Source organism: Psychrobium sp. nBUS_13, from assembly GCF_051201665.1.
GTDB lineage: Bacteria > Pseudomonadota > Gammaproteobacteria > Enterobacterales > Psychrobiaceae > Psychrobium.
This window is the reverse complement of record NZ_CP179210.1, coordinates 4,092,006-4,111,388: the sequence shown is the minus strand read 5'-3', so window position 1 is coordinate 4,111,388 and position 19,383 is coordinate 4,092,006. Positions and strand designations below refer to the sequence as shown.

General features: G+C 39.3%; 18 protein-coding genes. 7 read left to right on the top strand and 11 right to left on the bottom strand.

Annotated features, from left to right (window positions below):
* Positions 1 to 239 precede the first annotated feature (239 nt).
* Complete coding sequence (locus ACMAZF_RS19180) at positions 240 to 800, top strand: lysophospholipid acyltransferase family protein (protein ID WP_435275306.1); 561 nt, start codon at positions 240 to 242, stop codon at positions 798 to 800.
* Positions 801 to 855: 55 nt separating this feature from the next.
* On the opposite strand, the gene ilvC is transcribed toward ACMAZF_RS19180, so the two are convergent.
* Positions 856 to 2,331: a ketol-acid reductoisomerase gene (ilvC, locus tag ACMAZF_RS19175; protein WP_435275305.1), complete on the bottom strand. Its 1,476-nt coding sequence runs from the start codon at positions 2,329 to 2,331 to the stop codon at positions 856 to 858.
* 135 nt (positions 2,332 to 2,466) lie between these two features.
* Here ilvC and ilvY point away from each other — a divergent pair, with 135 nt between their 5' ends.
* Together ilvY and ACMAZF_RS19165 are read left to right on the top strand one after the other, a co-directional pair.
* On the top strand, positions 2,467 to 3,357 hold the full coding sequence (gene ilvY, locus ACMAZF_RS19170) for an HTH-type transcriptional activator IlvY (RefSeq protein WP_435275304.1): 891 nt from the start codon (positions 2,467 to 2,469) through the stop codon (positions 3,355 to 3,357).
* A gap of 218 nt (positions 3,358 to 3,575) precedes the next feature.
* Positions 3,576 to 3,836, top strand: a complete 261-nt coding sequence (locus ACMAZF_RS19165) for a DUF5062 family protein (protein ID WP_435275303.1) — start codon at positions 3,576 to 3,578, stop codon at positions 3,834 to 3,836.
* On the opposite strand, the gene ACMAZF_RS19160 is transcribed toward ACMAZF_RS19165, so the two are convergent.
* Entirely contained in the window at positions 3,837 to 4,910 is a 1,074-nt protein-coding gene (locus ACMAZF_RS19160; RefSeq protein ID WP_435275302.1) for a hypothetical protein, read from the bottom strand.
* A 134-nt stretch (positions 4,911 to 5,044) separates the two neighbouring features.
* On the opposite strand from ACMAZF_RS19160, the gene ACMAZF_RS19155 reads away from it, so the two are divergent.
* From ACMAZF_RS19155 to ACMAZF_RS19145, 3 genes are all read left to right on the top strand, one after another.
* On the top strand, positions 5,045 to 8,002 hold the full coding sequence (locus ACMAZF_RS19155; protein WP_435275301.1) for a sensor domain-containing protein: 2,958 nt from the start codon (positions 5,045 to 5,047) through the stop codon (positions 8,000 to 8,002).
* A gap of 53 nt (positions 8,003 to 8,055) precedes the next feature.
* Entirely contained in the window at positions 8,056 to 9,927 is a 1,872-nt protein-coding gene (locus tag ACMAZF_RS19150) for a DUF885 domain-containing protein (protein ID WP_435277288.1), read from the top strand.
* A 90-nt stretch (positions 9,928 to 10,017) separates the two neighbouring features.
* The gene (locus ACMAZF_RS19145) at positions 10,018 to 11,097 is read left to right on the top strand and encodes an energy transducer TonB (protein ID WP_435275300.1); all 1,080 of its coding nucleotides are present in this window, start codon (positions 10,018 to 10,020) and stop codon (positions 11,095 to 11,097) included.
* A 132-nt stretch (positions 11,098 to 11,229) separates the two neighbouring features.
* Here the strand turns inward: ACMAZF_RS19145 and hutC are convergent, their stop codons facing one another.
* Entirely contained in the window at positions 11,230 to 11,937 is a 708-nt protein-coding gene (gene hutC / locus ACMAZF_RS19140) for a histidine utilization repressor (RefSeq protein ID WP_435275299.1), read from the bottom strand.
* A gap of 125 nt (positions 11,938 to 12,062) precedes the next feature.
* Here hutC and hutI point away from each other — a divergent pair, with 125 nt between their 5' ends.
* On the top strand, positions 12,063 to 13,286 hold the full coding sequence (gene hutI, locus ACMAZF_RS19135; RefSeq protein ID WP_435275298.1) for an imidazolonepropionase: 1,224 nt from the start codon (positions 12,063 to 12,065) through the stop codon (positions 13,284 to 13,286).
* Positions 13,287 to 13,471: 185 nt separating this feature from the next.
* Here hutI and ACMAZF_RS19130 read toward each other — a convergent pair whose 3' ends face one another.
* The 8 genes from ACMAZF_RS19130 to ACMAZF_RS19095 all read right to left on the bottom strand — a co-directional run bounded on the left by ACMAZF_RS19130 (position 13,472) and on the right by ACMAZF_RS19095 (position 19,362).
* Positions 13,472 to 13,903 (bottom strand): hypothetical protein, encoded by a 432-nt coding sequence (locus ACMAZF_RS19130; RefSeq protein WP_435275297.1) that lies wholly within the window; start codon positions 13,901 to 13,903, stop codon positions 13,472 to 13,474.
* Between the two features lie 17 nt (positions 13,904 to 13,920).
* Positions 13,921 to 14,085 (bottom strand): hypothetical protein, encoded by a 165-nt coding sequence (locus tag ACMAZF_RS19125; protein ID WP_435275296.1) that lies wholly within the window; start codon positions 14,083 to 14,085, stop codon positions 13,921 to 13,923.
* A gap of 192 nt (positions 14,086 to 14,277) precedes the next feature.
* Positions 14,278 to 16,446 carry a peptidase domain-containing ABC transporter gene (locus ACMAZF_RS19120; RefSeq protein WP_435275295.1) on the bottom strand — a complete coding sequence of 723 codons (2,169 nt, stop codon included), beginning with the start codon at positions 16,444 to 16,446 and terminating at the stop codon, positions 14,278 to 14,280.
* Between the two features lie 11 nt (positions 16,447 to 16,457).
* Complete coding sequence (locus ACMAZF_RS19115; RefSeq protein WP_435275294.1) at positions 16,458 to 16,745, bottom strand: hypothetical protein; 288 nt, start codon at positions 16,743 to 16,745, stop codon at positions 16,458 to 16,460.
* A gap of 67 nt (positions 16,746 to 16,812) precedes the next feature.
* Entirely contained in the window at positions 16,813 to 16,968 is a 156-nt protein-coding gene (locus ACMAZF_RS19110; protein WP_435275293.1) for a hypothetical protein, read from the bottom strand.
* A 15-nt stretch (positions 16,969 to 16,983) separates the two neighbouring features.
* Positions 16,984 to 17,151, bottom strand: coding sequence for a class IIb bacteriocin, lactobin A/cerein 7B family (locus ACMAZF_RS19105; RefSeq protein WP_435275292.1), 168 nt, complete (start codon positions 17,149 to 17,151; stop codon positions 16,984 to 16,986).
* A gap of 211 nt (positions 17,152 to 17,362) precedes the next feature.
* On the bottom strand, positions 17,363 to 18,604 hold the full coding sequence (locus tag ACMAZF_RS19100; protein WP_435275291.1) for an HlyD family efflux transporter periplasmic adaptor subunit: 1,242 nt from the start codon (positions 18,602 to 18,604) through the stop codon (positions 17,363 to 17,365).
* Positions 18,601 to 19,362, bottom strand: a complete 762-nt coding sequence (locus tag ACMAZF_RS19095) for a substrate-binding periplasmic protein (RefSeq protein ID WP_435275290.1) — start codon at positions 19,360 to 19,362, stop codon at positions 18,601 to 18,603. The genes ACMAZF_RS19100 and ACMAZF_RS19095 overlap by 4 nt, the downstream gene beginning before the upstream one ends.
* Positions 19,363 to 19,383 lie beyond the last annotated feature (21 nt).

Here is a 19,383-nt window from a genome sequence, read left to right as displayed (position 1 = left end):
GCCCTTTTAGGTGAATCCTACGGACAGCATTTGTTTGGTACTTCTACGGCGTTATCGCCTATTCGTGTAGCCAGCTACACCACATAGGCTCTGCCTTGTAGAAACCCCAAACAAATTGCTGCAAAAATGAACTCAAAAATTCAACAGACCCTATGATAATTAAACTAAAACTAGTGTAAATTAGGCGCATGCCATAAAAGTGTCATTTAAATATAACAATAAGAAAGGTAATACTTTATATGTTTCAATCGGTTAGTAAATTTATATTGTGTGTACTAGGTTGGAAAATGGTTGGCCAACTGCCAAATGAGAAGAAATTTATCATCATTATTGGCCCTCATACCAGCAATTGGGATTTTATCTTAGGCATGGTTGTGAGAGGTGCAATGGGTGCAAACGTGAGATTTTTGGCCAAGCATCAGTTGTTTAATGCACCCTACGGCTGGTTTTTCCGCTGGTTAGGTGGCAGCCCTGTCTATCGTCATAAAGATAATAACTTGGTTGATCAAGTGGTGGCGATGTATGAAAACCACGATGAGTTCATTTTAGGAATTGCACCAGAGGGAACAAGAAGCGAGATTAAGCGATGGAAATCAGGGTTTTATCACATTGCTTGTAAAGCAAATGTCCCGATTGAAATGATTGGTTTTGATTTCAAATCGAAGGAAGTTCGTTTTCGCGAACCCTTTATGCCGACCGGTAATATCGATGTCGATTTTCCGGTGATATTAGATTATTTTCGCAGTATAGATGGTCGTCATCCAAAGAATATTCCGCATCATTTACCTGCTGAAAAGTAGCGCAAAATAAAAAGGGCTATCAAATGATAGCCCTTTTTTTGTTTAACGATACCGACTAAATAATTTTCTTCATGGCAGACATGTGGCCACGTAGCGTGTTACCAATTTGTTCAACTGGGTGATTACGTAATTCACTGTTGATAGCAATTAATTGCGCGTTGTCTACGCCATTGCTAGTGCTGTCTAAACCACGACCGATAACGTCGGTGTCGATGCGCGTCATAAAGTCACGTAACATTGGCACACATGCATGGTTGTATAGGTAACAACCGTATTCTGCCGTGTCAGAAATTGTTGCGTTCATTTCGTAAAGTTTCTTACGCGCAATAGTATTAGCGATTAACGGCGTTTCATGTAGCGACTCGTAATAAGCTGATTCTTCTTTGATGCCTGCTGCAACCATCGTTTCGAACGCTAGCTCAACACCAGCGCGAACCATTGCAACCATTAAGATACCGTGGTCAAAGAATTCTTGCTCGCTGATTTCTTGATCGCCTGCCGGTTGTTTTTCAAACGCTGTTTCAGCGGTATCTGCACGCCAGCCTAATAAGTTTTTGTCATCGTTAGCCCAATCTTCCATCATGCCTGATGAGAAAGCCCCACTCATGATGTCATCCATGTGCTTGTTGTAAAGCGGACGCATGATTTGCTTAAGTTCTTCAGATAATTCAAACGCTTTTACTTTTGCCGGGTTAGATAGACGATCTAACATGTTAGTTACGCCACCGTACTTAAGCGCTTCGGTAACTGTTTCCCAACCGTATTGAAGTAATTTAGAGGCGTAGCCTGCGTTGATACCTTTCTCAACCATCTTTTCAAAACATAAGATTGAGCCAGTTTGCAACATGCCACAAAGGATGGTTTGTTCGCCCATTAAGTCTGATTTTACTTCAGCGATAAACGATGACATTAGAACACCAGCGCGATGACCACCAGTACCAGCAGCGTATGCTTTAGCGAGTGCAAGACCTTCGCCGCGTGGATCGTTGTCTTCATGAACAGCGATTAGTGTAGGTACACCGAAGCCACGTTTGTATTCTTCACGTACTTCAGAGCCAGGACACTTAGGCGCTACCATGATTACTGTTAAATCATCACGAATCTGCATGCCTTCTTCAACCACGTTAAAACCGTGTGAGTAGGTTAAACAAGCGCCGTGCTTCATCATTGGCATAACGGCTTCAACAACCGCTGAATGCTGCTTGTCAGGCGTTAAGTTAAGTACTACGTCTGCATCTGGAATCAGTTCTTCGTAAGTGCCAACAGTAAAACCGTTTTCAGTGGCGTTTTTCCACGATTGACGTTTTTGTTCGATAGCTTCTGCACGTAATGTGTAAGAAATATCTAAACCACTGTCACGTAGGTTTAAACCTTGGTTAAGACCTTGAGCACCACAACCAATAATTACCATCTTTTTACCAACAAGCGCTTGAACGCCGTCGCTAAATTCGCTGATGTCCATAAAGTCACATTTAGCTAGTTGTGCTAACTGATCGCGTAATGAAAGGGTATTAAAGTAGTTCTGAGCCATGATCGTTCCTGCTATAAATTGTTAGTGGGTCACCAAGTGACGATGGTTCAACATTAGCGCAACTATTCTCTTGCGTAAAATGATATATACGGGCTACAGTGTTGCAAATAGTGAAACGTTAGATACGGTCATTCCATGGATAATAAACAACTAAAAATGTTCTTAGCACTGGCAGACAGCTTGCACTTTGCTCAAGCGAGTGAGGCGTGTCATGTTAGCCCATCAACGTTAAGTCGTAATATTCAGCAGTTAGAACAACAACTTGGTGTTGTATTGTTTGACCGAGACAATAGAACGGTGGCGTTAACGCGAGAGGGAAACCTATTCGTTCAATATGCTAAATCGTCACTGGCACAGTGGGATGTATTTAAACATTCACTTGAGGGAGACAGTGAGGAGTTGCTTGGTGAGCTGAGTATTTATTGCTCTGTGACGGCGAGCCATAGCTTTTTGCATCAAATATTAGCGCGTTATCGCCAGCAATATCCGAAAGTTGAAATAAAGCTGCGCACCGGTGATGTTGTGCAGTCAATTCCACGGGTGACTAATGAGCAAGAAGATATGGCGATTGCTGCTAAACCAGATGTGCTGCCGAGTAATATGGCATTTCAAACCATTGGTGTGTCGCCATTGGTGTTTATAGCGCCTGTTGATCGCTGTGAAGTGCAAGCACAGGTTGATAGTGGGCAGTTTAATTGGAATAAGCTACCGCTTATTGTTCCTGAACAGGGCATTGCGAGAAAACGATTAGATAAATGGTTTAGGCGCAAGAACATTAAGCCCAATATTTATTCTGAAGTGGCTGGTAATGAGGCTATTGTGAGCATGGTGAGTTTAGGGTTTGGTGTTGGTTTAGTGCCTAAAATTGTTTTGGATAACAGCCCGTTAAAAGATTCAATTCAAATTATGGATGTATCGCCTGCGCTGGAGCCGTTTGAGGTGGTGATTTGTTGCCTTAAGAAACGTTTGAAGCAGCCATTGAATGAATCATTGTGGAAGTTAGCGAAAGAAGAGATTGAAAAATAACAAATTTGGGTTAGTTTATACCAATTGCATTAAGTAAGTGATCTTGTTGTGCGTAGAGAAAATCAGCTAAAACAAGGCGCTCGATTGACTAATAGCTGGCTATTAGGATTGAGAGCAACGCCATTTTAGTTAATTTTAACAAGTACAAGTGGGCAAATATTTAATGCAATTAATGGTATTAGTAGCTAACAGATTGAAGTGATTAAGGGAAAGCGCCAATGAAAAAGCATAAGAATGAAGATAAATTACTCAAGCTTGCGATGCAATTGGGTAGGGCGTATGCCACTAAACGCGGTTATGGCGGTTTAGATAAAGCAGAATCGAATAAAGATAAAGTAGAAGCAATTTATCGCCTCTTAGTTAACGATAAGTTGATTAGTCCGTTACCTGAAGATAAAGAAGACGGCCCTAATTTAAAGCACCGTCTTGTGTTATGGATTGTGTCACAACTTCCTGAAAATCATGAGTTATTACAGTAATTAACTCTTCTTTAAAATAGCAACACCTTGGCGGTAACCCAAACCGCCATTGCCGTGCACTAAGCCATACTCTTTGTCGCCTATTAAGAGTTTTTCAGCCATGGTTATTAGTGCATTGAGGCTTGGGGCATTCCATGGTGCCCGCGCTAAATTCATGCCGCCAGTAACGGTGACTGAATAATCATTAAGTAATGGTGGAATCTCAGCAACCGAGTTTACAATCCCGCTGGACTGTAAAAATGCCATTGGCACTATTGGGTAGCAAGTGTATACCTCAAGAAGTGCATTATCCTGTAAAAATTGTTGAGAAAAGTTAATCTTTGCTTGAATAGATGCTTGCTCGATTGCAGTGCTTAAATGATTGTATTTACATATGGTTTTAAGGTCTTTTACTTCATTTTCTGTCGTAATTTGTTGGCAATTAACACCTGCAATTTCAATTGACGACCCAAACGCTAATTGCTCAACGATTTCTTTGCTACAAATGAGTAATTTCCCCTCGAAGTCGATTAATGGATTAGCGCAATCGACTCCTCTAAATAACGACGTTACATTATTAAACCATTGTGCTGATGGCAGTGAGAAATGTGCTTGCCGCTCATCAATATGTTGTTGATAGGTCGCTTGGTAGTTTTCGAACAACGCCGATGAAATTGCTTTAAATTTATCTTCATTGAGCTGATGGTTGTTGATGAACTCCATTGCTAAATCATTATAGAGATCGGCGATTGTCGTTTCGTCGTTATAAACCGCCATTAATTGATGACGTTCTTCTCGCGTATAACCTGTTTTAAGAGGCTCATCGGCTTGAATGACAACCGCGTGATTGCCTTGTTCTATGAGGTGATAAGCATATGCTAGCGCCATGATTGGCGCACAACCGCTGCGAAAATGATTGTCTTTCTGTTCGCTAGTCCAAGGGGTTGAAAGTGGATCTATGGTCAGTGTAATTGGCGTGATAGAAATATTACGTAGTTGTTTGATTTTGTTATCTAAACCTTCTTTACCAGCGCTTTTTTTCTGATTGATACTGGCATAGCTCGCTACGATATGGGGTGAGTTATTATCAGACATGGTGTTTTCCCTTTGAATTCAGCCGATTTATCGTGCACTTCTTACACAAAAATTAGATTTGTAGACTATATTTTAATTTCGGAAAACTCAATAAGTAGTCTAATCCTCCTCTTGTGAGGAAAGGAGTGACAGGAATGAGCGTAAATATGCCAGCAAAGATAGATGACAATCAAATTGTGCAGGATTTTTGTAAGATGCCACGTGAAGAATTTTTTGTTCAAGCGTCGTCTTATCTTGCAAAATGCTTTGATGTTGAATGTGTAGTGATTGCAACCTTCGGCATTGTTTATAAACAGCATGTTAATGTGCAGGCTGCTTTTAGTAATCAAAAGCAGCTTTATGATGCGAATTATTGTATTGATAATAATACGGTAAACGATCTCTTAACCGGAAATTCTGTTGAAAGGTTAACTGAACCAAGCTTGATTACTGTTAATGGACAGCAGTTTAATCATCATTTCATCATGCCAATTCTCAATGCTCGCCATAAAGTAATCGGCCATCTCGCGTTTATGAATTCAAAGGCAAAGTTTAGCTATGCCGCCCAGAGAACGGCAATTAATGCAGCAACATTTAGATTGGCAAACGAGTTAGAGCGAGGGCAGCAGGCTACTAAAATTGACATGCTTAATCTCGGTCTTTCTTTGCCAAAAGGTGAGCTCTATTTTAGTGAGCTTGTTAAGCTCATGACCCGTTATCTCAACGTTGATTATGCATTTATAGGTAGTGTGGCTGATCCTGATTTTGTAAATGTGAATATTAAGGCGATGACTGAACGAGAATGTGAGTTATCACTCAATCAATATTGTTTGCCAATTTCTAATGTCCCACCAACGGTTCGCCAGCCATATGTTTTGCAGATGCAACCAACAGAATTGCCATTAAGTGCTAAACAATCACAAATTGTCAGCTGTGTTATTGGTATCTATTTATTCGGAAAAAATAATCAAGTGATTGGTGTGTTAGGCGTAATGACTAAGACAGAAGTCGATCGCATTCAATCAGTTAAGTCGTTATTGGACAGCTTTTCATTAAGTGCGTCTCGCGAATTAGAGAATCAAACAACTCAGCGTCAACTTGATTACTACACTAGCATTTTAGAAGGAACGTCTGATTTACTGAGTTTTATTGATAAAAATTATAACTTTTGTGCCGTGAATGATGCATATAAAAACAAATTTGGATTGCCAAAGGAGCATGTCATTCAACGACCTGTTGCCTTGCTACATGGTGAAAAGAATTTTGAAACCATTATCAAGCCAAGTTTAGATAAAGCCTTTGCAGGAATTATTGATAGTGTTGAGTTTGTTAGCCATGATTTACAAGGTAAAGAGATGGTATTGCACGCTAAACATCATCCTTACTACGATCAACAAGGTGAGATTGTCGGCGCTGTCATGTCTTGTCGCGATATGACTGATATGGAAAAAGGAACGGTTATTCAACAGCCGAACGAGTCTTGGTTACAGGTTCTTTACGATCAAACGCCTTCTATGTTTTTCACAGTAGATCAATCATTTAATATAAATTCAGCGAATGCATTTGTGACTAAAAAACTTGGTTATAAAACGCAAGATTTAGTGAATAGCAAGCTTCATCAATTGTATTGTGAAGATGATAAAGAGCTGGTGGATCACTTTTTATCCGTTTGTTTTTCACAGTCTAGTGAGCTTCACGAATGGGAAATACGCGTAATAACGCAAGATGGTAATGTCATCTGGGTTAAGCAGTCTGCGCAAGTTGTTGAAATTGATAATGGACAACCTCGTATTTTATTGGCGTCGGAAGATATTACGGAAAAACATCAGTATTCATTAGAGCTGTCCTATCAGGCGAGTCATGATTCATTAACAGGCTTAGTTAACCGCGTTGAATTTGAACGGTCGATGCACAAGCTCATTGATTTACCTGAAAACCATGAACCAACTGAGCATGTCCTTTGTTACCTTGACCTTGATTTCTTTAAAATAGTTAATGATGAATGTGGTCATCCAGCTGGTGATGAATTATTAAAAAATATCGCCGCATTATTGAAACTTGGTGTTCGTCGCAATGATGTTATTTGCCGAATTGGCGGTGATGAATTTACGGTTATTATGACCAATTGTAATCTTGAAAAAGGCGTCGAGATAGCCCAAAAAATTTGTGATGCTATTGCTGCTTATTCGTTTGTCTGGAAAGGTGTTGAGTATAAAGTTGGCGCGAGTATAGGCATCACCAAATTTACGCATAATACACAAACCTATAAAGAGATTTTAACGGCAGCTGATGACGCTTGTTATTGCGCTAAAAAAGCAGGGCGAAATACGGTTTATCGCTATGACTGTGATTCTCATATGCTCAATGAAAAAGATATAGAGCTTAGCGCGTTAAGAGAGTCTATTAACGAAGAACGATTCGAATTATATGCACAACCAGTGTTTAAGATAGCTGATAGAACCCGTGTTGTTAGTTACGAATTTCTATTGCGATTGCGCCATCAAGGTGGGTTAATCACGGCGAGTCAGTTTCTACATTTAGCTCGTCGTTTCGATGCCTTGATGACTATCGACCGCTGGGTTGTTAGCCGTGCATTTTCATGGATAGCAATGAATCGTCAAACTCTTGAGGGAGTGCGTTGTAATATCAATTTATCGACTATTTCAGTGAGTAATGGCGATTTTTTACAGTATGTTGTGGCAAAACTAAAGCAATACGACATTGACGGTGCCAATATTAGTTTTGAGATCACTGAAATGTCAGCCCATGAAAACTTGCAGGATGTAGTGAACTTTATGGCTGAACTTGCTAAATACAACACCCGCTTTACGTTAGATAATTTTGGCGGTGATGCATCTCTGTTAGGTCACATCAAGAGTTTGCCAGTTGATGTCGTTAAGATTGACGGTACCTTGGTCAGTTGCTTAGCTGATCAGGCCGTCAATAAAGCAACAGTACGTGCTATTAATGAAATTGCTCATGTTGTTGATAAATCAACAGTTGCTACCTTTGTTGAAGACGAAGAAACCCTTAAATGTCTGCAAGAAATTGGCGTTGATTATGTGCAGGGAGACTGGCTTGGTGCGCCTCAACCTCTCGCTTTGATTCATTAGCACTATTGTTGGGCAACTGTTATATTTCTATGATCTTTCGTAGGAATATAACAATAATGAAAAAATCTATTTTAGCATTAACTGTCATTGCTACTATTACTGGCTGCACAACATCAACTCCGTCATCAAACCAAGAACCCATTTCTCAATTAACGACCAAACAGTCTTTGAGCGCGGCTGCGGTTAATGCAATGATTGAAAAACATACGTTAGCTTATGTGTTGCAACAACCTGCTTTGGCAACATCATTGAATTTAAGTAATGACTATGTTGCGCATTACAATCAACAATTACCGGATTATTCTCCAGAGGGTATGAAGAAGCTGCAAAACACCATGAAAAAGGCGGCGTTAGCATTAGAAAATGTTGAGTTGGCTGGATTACCCGCTGACAGTAAACTGCATTTGCAAGTGAATCAGGTCATCGACAATTACTATGCTGGTTCACAGAATTTTGATGCCGGTTATATTGATACATGGGGCGGACATTTACCTTTTATTGTGAGTCAAATTGCGGGCCCATTGATTGATATTCCTAAAATCCTTGAAAATCAACAGCCAGTGACTAATTTAGCACAAGCTAATGACTATATTATGCGTTTAGAAGCACTTGCCGTGATGGTAGAACAGGTGCGCGAGAAAGTGGCTTATGATGCAAATAATGGCGTTATTTTACCGAAGAAACTATTTCCAAATACCCTCAAGTTTTTAAATGCGTTTGTCGCGCCAAAAGTTGATAAACATTCATTAATGACCAGTTTTGAAAGCAAACTCGCACAAGCAAGTATTGGCGATGAACGAATGGTAAAAGCGTTAATGCTACGTGCTCATAACGTTGTAAGTCAGCAGGTTTATCCAGCTTATCAAAATGTTAATGATTTAATGAAATCGCTAAGAGAAAAAGCGCCAGTTGGTGATGGTATTTGGGCACAGCCCAATGGTAGTGAGTTTTACCAGCATGAAATTAAATTCTTAGGTGATTCTGATCTTAGTGCCGCGCAAATTCACGAGATTGGTTTAAGTGAAGTCAAACGTATCAGCGATGAGATGGATGCACTTTTAGGATCACAAGGATTAACCACGGGCAGCGTTGGCGAACGCATGGTTGCCTTGGCTGAAGATCCAAAACAATTGTTTGCTGATTCCGACGAAGGCCGCCAAGAATTATTGGATTATCTTAACCAAGAAATTAATATCATTATGGAAAAGGCACCGCAACTTTTTGCGACTATGCCGACCATTGGTGTTGAAGTAAAACGCATACCTAAAGTGACTGAAGCAGGTGCTCCCGGTGGATTTTACACGCCGCCAACCCTAGATGGTTCACGTAAAGGTGAGTTTTCTATCAATCTTCGTAATATGAAAGAAGTGCCTAAATTTAGCTTAAAAACGCTGACTTATCACGAAGCAGCACCAGGACATCACTTCCAAATTGCTTTGAATATGGAACAAACAGATATTGGTTTGATGCGCCAAAACGCACCGTTTAACGGTTTTGTTGAAGGTTGGGCACTGTATTCAGAGTTAGTAGCACTTGAAATGGGCATGTATGAAGGCGATGTTTGGGGAAATCTAGGTCGTTTACAAGCTGAGCTATACCGCGCAGTACGTTTAGTTGTCGACACTGGTTTACATTATAAAAAGTGGACCCGCGAAGAAGCCATTGATTATTTCCATACCACCACAGGCACAGGATTATCCGATGTAACCTCAGAAATTGAACGTTACATGGCGTGGCCAGGACAAGCGTTAGGTTACAAACTGGGCATGTTGAAGTTTGTAGAACTACGCCAAACAGCAGAGCGTGAACTAGGTGATAAGTTTGATATTAAAGCTTTCCATGATCTAATCTTGCTTAAGGGGGCTAGACCCATGTCGGTTGTTGATTCCGATGTGATGACTTGGATTGAGTCGCTTAAAAAATAAGAGACTTACACGATATTGCTATCAGTGGTATCGTGTTCTTTTAAAAAGATTATATTACTAACTAAACAACAAAAGACAAAGGATTGCGCCATGAAGCTATGCATTTATATTTTTGTTATTGCACAATTTTTCACAATTGCCTACGCCAATAACTCGGCAGAATTGCAACAACAGTTCAAAACTGCCTATCAAAGCTATAAATCATCACTAAACTCTAACGACCTAACACACCAAAAGACTGCTGCAAAAGAAGCTTATGAACTGGGTAGAAAGTTATATGGCGATACGCATATTAACTCTGCAAAACTAGCCTTAAATTATGTTGTGACATTACACAAACTAAAAGAGTTTAAGCATAGCGATGAGTTGGAATCTTTTATTGCTCAAATTTACAAAGATACTTATGGCGAAGAGAGCAAAGAGTTAATCGACTTGTACTACTCTTTTTCTAAATCAATTGGTTGGAATGATAATAGAAAACGTAAAAGGTATCTAAGTGAAGCATTAGATATTGCAGATGAAGCAGAAGAGAAATCTCCTTTATTGGCAGCTGCAACAAGATTAAGTATTGGTAAGGAATACATCAACCTTGGAAGTAAAAAAGGAAAGGTTGTACTTAAAGCGTTAGATTATTTATCCAATAAATTTCCAAAGAATGACACGCGTGTCGTTGAAGCTAAATTTTGGGCTGGGAAATACTACTTATCCTTTGAAAAGCGCAATAATGCTATTGAAATGTTGACTTCTAATTTACCTATTTTTGACAAAATTGAAGGCGCTACTCATCCATTAGAACTTGCTACCCACGCATTTTTGGTTCAAGCCTATGAAGGAAAGAGAATGCCTGATGAAGCGACTAAGCATACTTTGGCAATTGGTAGAATGACACCATGGGATGATTCACAAGAAGCAACGCCCATTTACCGTGTAAATCCAAGATACCCATTGGACATGGTAAGAAAAGGAATAAGTGGCTATGTTGTATTTGAGTTTACCATTACCGATATTGGCACTATTGATGATATAAAAACGCTTGAATATGAGGGTAAAGCCTTTATTAAAGAAGGGAAATTGGCATTAGAGCAGTGGCGTTATGCGCCAAAGTTTGTTGATGGCAAAGCTGTTGCAGCCAAGAAACAAACGTTGCGATTAGACTTTACATTGGGATAGTTAAAACTAATGAGTGCGCCAGTTCATGGTGCAATTTATTTGTTATGCATCGTTCCCTAAATTTGGAAAAGTACTTTTAAATCAACGATAAAAGTCAATAGCGATGCTTGCATAGCTCATTTTTGACACCCACTAACTGTTAACACTAAAACGGCCACCAATTCTAAAGCGGCTACTTGGGTGAGTGAGGGTCGCAAAACTCACAACGCCTTTCGAACTAAAAGTGCGACGTTTTATTTGAAGGCAGGGTTCAAACTGGGCCAGCTTTAATAGCTTAGCTGTCAATGATGTTGGCATGATCGCTTCAATGATGTGTTCTGCTTCAGTTAAGGGGGCGGCCATACTTAAAAACTCGTGTGGTGTATGCAATGTAAAATCATTGCTTAAATAATTCGGCACTAACCGAGGGTTTACGTAGCGCACTTCCAGTTGTACAGGTACTTTATCTTCGAGGTGAACAAGGGTAGAGCAAAATACAGACGTGTCTTTTTCAATATCGAGTGTAATCGCAACATCTTGCGTTGCTTTGACGTCTTTTAGGCTAATAACTTCAACACTATAGTCATGCCCACGCTCTCTGATTTCGTCACTAATATTACGAATTTCCATTAATGAGGTTTGAGATTTTAGTGTCGCGACGAAAGTTCCACGTCCTTGGCTACGAACTAATAAACCTGTATCGCATAATTCTGTGATAGCTCGACGTGCTGTCATTCGGCTACAAACAAATTGCTCTGACAATGCATTTTCAGAGGGTACGCGATCGTGTTCTTTCAAATGACCTAGTTCCACTTGTTGACAGATGTATTGTTTAATTTGTTCGAATTTTGCAAGGATCATTAATCTCGTGTCCAAAGTTAGTCAATATAAAATTGTACACACACTTGTATATACAAGTGGTGGTGGGTATTATTTTGGTATTACTTTATACTCCGTCGGTAATGATAACAATTAAGTGAAGCCTTATGTCTCTAAATAATGAATTTGATAGCGTGTGGATTGACGTAAACCTTGCCACCATTAATGAAACAGATTACGGCATTATTGAAAATGCAGCTATTGCCATTAAAGATGGAAAAATTGCATGGTTAGGCAAACGTGCAGATATTCCAACATTTGATGCCTTTTCAACACCTACTTATCAAGGTAAGGGCGGCTGGATCACGCCGGGATTAATCGATTGTCATACCCATATTGTTTATGGAGGTAATCGTGCCAAAGAATTTGAGATGCGCCTTGAAGGCGCGACTTATCAAGAAATCGCTGTTGCTGGTGGCGGTATCGTTTCAACGGTCAAAGCAACACGTGAAGCCGACGAAGAAACGCTATATGTTGCAGCTAAAGATCGTCTTAATGCGTTAATGAAAGAAGGTGTCACCACGGTTGAAGTTAAATCTGGTTATGGTCTTGATACAGAAACAGAAATTAAGATGCTTCGCATCGCGCGATTACTTGGTGAGCACCATCCTGTCGATGTGAAAACGACATTCTTAGGCGCCCATGCACTGCCGCCTGAATTTAAAGATAATGCTGATGGTTACATTGATTTAGTGTGCGGTGAAATGTTTGAAGCAGTCGCTCAAGAAAACCTTGCTGATGCGGTCGATGCTTTTTGTGAATCAGTGGGTTTTGATTTAGCGCAAACCAAACGTGTCTTTGAAGCCGCGAAAAAATATAATCTGCCTGTGAAATTACACGCCGAGCAAATGTCGAATTTGGGCGGCAGTGAGATGGCTGCTGAATTTAACGCACTATCTGTTGATCATATCGAGTATCTTGATGAAGCGGGCGTTAAAGCCATTAAAGAATCTGGTACTGTCGCCGTAGTATTGCCAGGTGCTTTCTATTTTCTTCGTGAAACGAAACAACCACCTTTTGATTTATTACGCAAGCACCAAGTACCAATGGCGATTGCTACCGATGCCAACCCCGGTTCGTCTCCGCTGTGTTCATTACAGTTGATGCTAAATATGGCGTGTACATTATTTAGAATGACACCGTATGAAGCGCTATCGGGGGTGACAATAAACGCCGCTAAAGCATTGGGAATCCAAGATAAAGTAGGTACCTTAGCCGTTGGTAAACAAGCTGATTTAGTGCTGTGGGATATCGAACACCCAGCGCAATTGAGTTATCAATTTGGTGTTAATCCGTGCGCTCAGGTGATTAAAAATGGGGTTGTTGTATAATTACTGAACTGAATTTTGATAGTTGGAAAGAAAAATTATCTTGCCTGCGGATTATACAATTTATCTACTGGATTATGGCGGGAACGGTACTGCTTCATGACGAACAATATCTCCTCAAAAAAGGCCATGTTATTGTGCAAATTAATTGCCTTTAAATAAAGTGGCCTTTGTTAATTAAGTCTTTTTTACGAGATCATTTTATTTCGTGCATTTGAGCTTAAAAAGAGGCCTATCATTCTAAATCCTATCCCATAACACAAGGGTAAACTTGCCAATGAAAACGCATCTCCAAATATTGCCAAATTTTCGATAGTCGCGCTTAGCGCAATCCATGAAGTGATACTTAATAATATTCCACCGATCAAGGAGAAATTTCCGAAGTTATTCCAAAATAATGCTACTTGCTCATAGCGAGTTATAGCGGCAAGTTTTTTGCCTGCTAAAATAAAAGCGGCGTCTTTGATACTAGATTTTTGAGTAGTCCCAAAAGCGAGCAATAAAGCCATTAGCAATAATAGTGTAAATGAAGCGGGGTCCCAAAAAATGGCTAATTCCCCACTTAAATTCATCATATATAGAACTATAGCAATAGCTGCGACTAAAATTATAATAATCATTAACTACCCTCCATATCTTATTTTTCTTTATCTGGACATCTTACTTTTGAACCTTTTGAGCCATTCGGTTTCTTCGAATAGCAAGTGTCCCAGAACCAACCTTCTTCTCTGATAACCTGTTCTTCCGTAAGTCTTTTACCACCAGTTACTTTATCAATCTCATTTAAAGTTAATTCACGCATAATTTTATACTCCGTTTTGTCTGGCGCTTGCCAGATTAGTTAAGTGCTAGTTTAGTTCTTTACCTTAAATTTGAGTAATTTATTTTAACTAGCGGTTAGTTAGGCTGACTGTCGTTGTCTGTCGAAAGTTTAACGTTGATCAGCTGCTTTATTCTCTTTGTCAACTTATTTTAAGCCAATAAAGATGAATATTTAGTTTGCTGTTTTTGGATATTTTTCATTAACGTTAATTAAGTTTCCGTTAACTAATTCAAATATCTTTTCAGCTTTTTCAATGGTCTCTTTACGATGAGCAATCATGATTCTAGTCATCGATAAATGCTGTATTTGCTCACTAATTTTTGCTTCATTTTTAGAATCTAAATGGCTAGTTGCTTCGTCCATAAATAGTACACAAGGGGATTGATATAATGCACGAGCTAATAATAATCGCTGAATTTGACCGCCTGATAAATTAGACCCCATGTCACCCACCATTGAGTTATATCCCATGGTCATGTTGGTGATGTCATCATTAATCGCGGCGTGTTGAGCACTTCGTTCAATTAATGGATAGTTTGGTTGTGGATCGAAAAAGCTGATGTTATCGCCAATAGAACCTGCTAATAACGTATCATCTTGCATCACTGCAGCAATGGCCTTGCGATAGTTTTTTAGGCCTAATTGATTAATATTTTTGCCATCCAACAGCACCTTGCCAGATGTTGGTTGTAACAACCCTAGCATTATTTTCATAAGCGTTGTTTTACCACAACCAGAAGGGCCAGTTATAGCGACAGAATCGCCAGCGTTAATCGTTAAATTAACGTTGGTTAATATCGCTGATTCTCCTTCCTCATAACTAAAACAAACATCTTGCAGGCTAATCTCTCCACTTGATTTACCTTCTTCATTTAGATTGAAAGTGGCCTGCCCTTCACGATGTTGTTCGAGTGGTGTTAAGGCAATATCACTAATACGATCTAAATGTAAGCGCATCATTTTAAATTGAATAATCTGTTCAATTAGGTTTGCAAAGCGATTAGTTAGTTGTCCTTTATAAGCAATAAAGGCCAGTACCATACCGACGGATAAGTCGTTGCTCATTACGAGTAAAGCAGCAAAGTAAATAACTAAGACGTTCTCAAGGCCAAACAAGAGTTTATTAACGGCATCAAAGCTAATATTTAGGCGTCCTAAACGTATTTCACTATTGATGACATCGGCATAACGATTTTGCCAAATACCTTGACGCTGAGATTCGTTGCCGAATAATTTAATAGTTTGCATACCGCGAATGTTTTCTAAGAAGCTACTTTGCTCTTTAGCACTACTTTGAATCATTTCCTCTGTTGCTTGATGAAGCGGCCGGTATAGCGTCAAGCGAATAATGGTGTAAATGGCAATAGCGCCTAACACGACAGCTGTCAGCTTGATTGAATACACAAACATCATAACTAATACGGTGAGCGCCATTACACCATCAACTAATGTTTCAACGAAACCAGTGGTAATACGTTCACGAATTTGCGCTAGCGAGCCAAAGCGGGATACAACATCGCCAACATGGCGAGATTCAAAATAATTCATCGGCAAGCGTAATAGGTGCCGCAAAAGGTTAACGCCCATTTGCATGTTAAGCAGACTTGATAGTCGTAAAATAAGCCAACTGCGCACAGCAGTGGTGACTACGGAAATAATCGCTATAAACCCAAACCCGAGCGCGAGTACTGTTAGTAATGATTCATCAAAACTCACTAATACTTCATCCACCACCCATTGCATATAATAAGGGGTCATTAGGGTAAATAACTGTAACACTAACGACAAAGCAATGAGTTTGATTAAGCCCGATTTCAAACCAGACATCTTGCTCCACAATTGTGAGAGCTTCATTTGTTCTTTTTCTTGTTTTTTCTCAAATTTACTGGTTGGCGTGAGTTCTAAACAAATACCTGTGAAATGTTTGCTAAACTCTTCAAAGTTAAGTGTGCGCTTGCCAACGGCAGGGTCATTAATTGAGAAGCTGGCTTTTTTACCTTTACCACTTACATTAGTGAGTACAACAAAATGATTCATATCCCAGTGTAAAATACAGGGTGTAGCAAGTTTGTGGACTTCATCTATAGGACATTGTAATGCACGGCTTGATAAATTTAGACTGTCACCCAACTCAATAAGTTGCTGTAAATTCATACCTTTTAAATTGGCCGAAAATCGCTTACGCATAGCGGGCATGTCTAATTGGTGACCGTAATAGCTTGCTATCATAGCCATTGAGGCTAGGCCACATTCAGCTATTTCTGATTGGAGAATTAAAGGTACTGATCGTAATAATGAAAAGTCTAAGTTATCTTTATTTACATTAATAGATTGATTCATAACTATTCTCACTAATGTTTACATACTTCTAGCGGAAAGAGAATATCTATGTATTTTTGCAAAAAGGAACCACTAAAAATAGCAATAATGGCAACTTCTATAGCTTCGAAATTAAAGAATGTAATTAATAATACACCAACGATTGCGCCGTAAACCCCACCATTAATAAGTCTATATTTAAAACTTTGAGTTAAACGTTTTGTGCACCAAGGGCACACAATAATGTCCTGTATTAAGAGCTTTTTTCTTAAGTCCCAGCTTAAATGCTTTTTGCAACTTGGACAATTTCGTTTGAACATTTTAAACTCCATGATTGATAAAAAGTAACGAAAAATATATTTTTCGTTACTTTTAGAGCGTCATTTTTTATTGTGCGTCTTTCCCGTAAGCAATAGCACCTGCTACAACTCCCCTTGTAGCAGCTACTGCAGCTCTTTGGAGTACATATCTTACAACTAAGTATGCCAATATCGGATTACCACCAGTAACTGAAATTTTTTCTTCTAAATTTAACTCTTTCATGATATTTCCTTGTATTTATTCAAAAGCTGCTTCTAAAAGCTTGTATGTACCATATGCCACTGCACCTGCTGCTAGAGTGGCTGCTGCTGCTCCTATAACCGGGCTAGTGACTACGGCTGCTGCAGCCATCCAAAAAGCGCCTCCATTTACATCTTTAATTTCATTTACATTTAGCTCGCGCATAATGTTATACTCCGTTTTGTCTGGCTTTTGCCAGATTAGTTAAGTGCTAACTATCCTTGTTTACTCGTGTATTTAAGTAGACGGTTTTAGTTAGCGGTTAGTTAGGCTGACTTTCGTTGTCTGTCGAAAGTTTAACGTTGGTCAGCCGCTTTATTCTCTTTATCAGCTTATATTGAAGCTAATAAAGGTGAATTCCTTGTTGTATTCTTCTTTAGCTCACTCGCCCTTTTAGGCTATATAGCGGCTCTAATAACCATTCTATTAACGTGCGTTGCTCAAGCATGATATCGGCCTCGAATAACATGCCACTTTTCAAATTAAAATCTTTCCCGAAGGCTTGCACATGTTGTGTGTCTAATTGTGCGCGTAGTCGATAAACAGGCTCTTGTAATTCAATAGGTAATTGCACTTCATTGGGTGTAATGAGGGCGCGGTCGACTCTGTTTATTTCACTGTTAATAAAGCCAAAACGTTGGTAAGGAAATGCATCGAAACGTAACTTTGCATGGTGGCCTTTTTGTACAAAACCCGCCGAGCGAGTAGGTAATAGTAACTCTGCAACTAGTGTCGAACCTGCTGGTAAAATATGTAGCAGTGGTTTTGTACGAGATAAGCTTTCACCTTCTACGACTTGGATACCTGTGACGGTGCCAGAATTACTTGCTGTAATGGTATATTGATGATTATTATCAACTTGCGCTAACTGACGCGTGATTTCGCTTTGTTGACGAATTAAATTGTTAATTCGTAGTGTGTATTGTTGTGGAGCGCTTTCAATACTGTGTGCCAATTGATTGACTTCTCGGCTTTGCTGCAACAATAAACGGTTTAAGTTTTGTTGCTCTTGTTTCACTTCAAGTAGGGCTTGCTCTTGTCGACCTTTATCTAAGTTAGATAAATACCCTTTAGCGTTTAGGTTACTAAATTGCGTTAATTGTTCTTGTAGTAAAACAGCTTTTTCATTCGCTAATTGCAATTGGTTTTTGAGGGCGATTTTTTCAAGTTCAAGCGCTTGCTGACGACTGGTCAAGCTATTTAATTCTTGTGTTTTGAGTGTTTGATGTTGCTTAATTTCGTCTTGCAATAATGATTGTTGTGTTTGAAGTTGTTTAGCAAGTTGAGTGCTTAATTCAATACCATCGCTATTGCGCTGTTGAATGATCATTGTTGCCAAGGTTTGACCTTTTTCAACAACTTCTCCTTCTTTGACCCATAGTTTCTCAATCGTACCGCCTTGGACTGCGAAACTTTTGATGACGCCTTTATTAGGCATTAAAAAACCACGAACTGTTTCTTTGCGAGAATATTGAGCATTAAATAGGAAGGTGACAATTAAAACAGCGACTGTTGTTAATATTCCAACAGTGAGTTTTATTGATAAAGGCTGTGCCCGATTTAAATACCAATTTCCCTGTTGACCTCCGTTTTGATTGAGATTCTTTGGTTCTCTCATTGAGCTGTGTCCTTAGTTTGCATGATACGTTGATATGTACCCTGACTTTTGATTTTTTGAAACGCAGTTACCAATTGGTGATGTATATAATCACCTGTTTTCAGACTTAATGCCATATATAGACCCTTTGATATCTCATTAATCGACATGACTGGCTCTATCAGATCGCAATCGATTTTAGTATTTTGACAAAACTCATCGAGTCGTAAACTATTAATAATAATAAGGTCAACACGCTTGTTCAAAAATACACGTAAATGAGCGCTTGAGTTTGATACAACGGAAACGTCGTTAAATCCATGTGAATTTACAAAATGGTGTATGGCGCCTTGATTAATAACACCGACTCTAAATTTCTTTGCCTGTTCAAGAGTTTTTGGATTAATTGAGTTATTAGATTTGAGTCGAAAAAATTTATAGTCGAGAGGGGTAATTTCACCAATCCATTTGAATTTATTTTCTCGTTGTGGCGTTCTAGCCATTGAATAAATCAGAACATTAGGCTGAGTTTGCGCGAGATTATAAGCTCTTGTCCATGGATAGATTTGAAAGTCACCTGTTATATTGGCTTGTTCGAGTACAGCCTTTACAAGGTCTGTTGCAATACCTGTAATCTCATTGTCTTTAGAATATTGCAGGGATCCCTCTTCGGTGACAACTGATAATTGTGCGGCTGATATTGGCATCGAAAAACAATAGAATCCGAATAAAATGGGAAGATGCTTTGTCAGAGTTTTAATACTTTGTTGAATTTTCATTGATAGTCCACCACGTGAGAG

Bases quoted from the DNA above. Each gene is read 5' to 3' on its own strand.
- ACMAZF_RS19180 (WP_435275306.1), top strand. From the start codon at position 240: ATGTTTCAATCGGTTAGTAAATTTATATTGTGTGTACTAGGTTGGAAA.
- ilvC (WP_435275305.1), bottom strand. From the start codon at position 2,331: ATGGCTCAGAACTACTTTAATACCCTTTCATTACGCGATCAGTTAGCA.
- ilvY (WP_435275304.1), top strand. From the start codon at position 2,467: ATGGATAATAAACAACTAAAAATGTTCTTAGCACTGGCAGACAGCTTG.
- ACMAZF_RS19165 (WP_435275303.1), top strand. From the start codon at position 3,576: ATGAAAAAGCATAAGAATGAAGATAAATTACTCAAGCTTGCGATGCAA.
- ACMAZF_RS19160 (WP_435275302.1), bottom strand. From the start codon at position 4,910: ATGTCTGATAATAACTCACCCCATATCGTAGCGAGCTATGCCAGTATC.
- ACMAZF_RS19155 (WP_435275301.1), top strand. From the start codon at position 5,045: ATGAGCGTAAATATGCCAGCAAAGATAGATGACAATCAAATTGTGCAG.
- ACMAZF_RS19145 (WP_435275300.1), top strand. From the start codon at position 10,018: ATGAAGCTATGCATTTATATTTTTGTTATTGCACAATTTTTCACAATT.
- hutC (WP_435275299.1), bottom strand. From the start codon at position 11,937: ATGATCCTTGCAAAATTCGAACAAATTAAACAATACATCTGTCAACAA.
- hutI (WP_435275298.1), top strand. From the start codon at position 12,063: ATGTCTCTAAATAATGAATTTGATAGCGTGTGGATTGACGTAAACCTT.
- ACMAZF_RS19130 (WP_435275297.1), bottom strand. From the start codon at position 13,903: ATGATTATTATAATTTTAGTCGCAGCTATTGCTATAGTTCTATATATG.
- ACMAZF_RS19125 (WP_435275296.1), bottom strand. From the start codon at position 14,085: ATGCGTGAATTAACTTTAAATGAGATTGATAAAGTAACTGGTGGTAAA.
- ACMAZF_RS19120 (WP_435275295.1), bottom strand. From the start codon at position 16,446: ATGAATCAATCTATTAATGTAAATAAAGATAACTTAGACTTTTCATTA.
- ACMAZF_RS19115 (WP_435275294.1), bottom strand. From the start codon at position 16,745: ATGTTCAAACGAAATTGTCCAAGTTGCAAAAAGCATTTAAGCTGGGAC.
- ACMAZF_RS19110 (WP_435275293.1), bottom strand. From the start codon at position 16,968: ATGAAAGAGTTAAATTTAGAAGAAAAAATTTCAGTTACTGGTGGTAAT.
- ACMAZF_RS19105 (WP_435275292.1), bottom strand. From the start codon at position 17,151: ATGCGCGAGCTAAATGTAAATGAAATTAAAGATGTAAATGGAGGCGCT.
- ACMAZF_RS19100 (WP_435275291.1), bottom strand. From the start codon at position 18,604: ATGAGAGAACCAAAGAATCTCAATCAAAACGGAGGTCAACAGGGAAAT.
- ACMAZF_RS19095 (WP_435275290.1), bottom strand. From the start codon at position 19,362: ATGAAAATTCAACAAAGTATTAAAACTCTGACAAAGCATCTTCCCATT.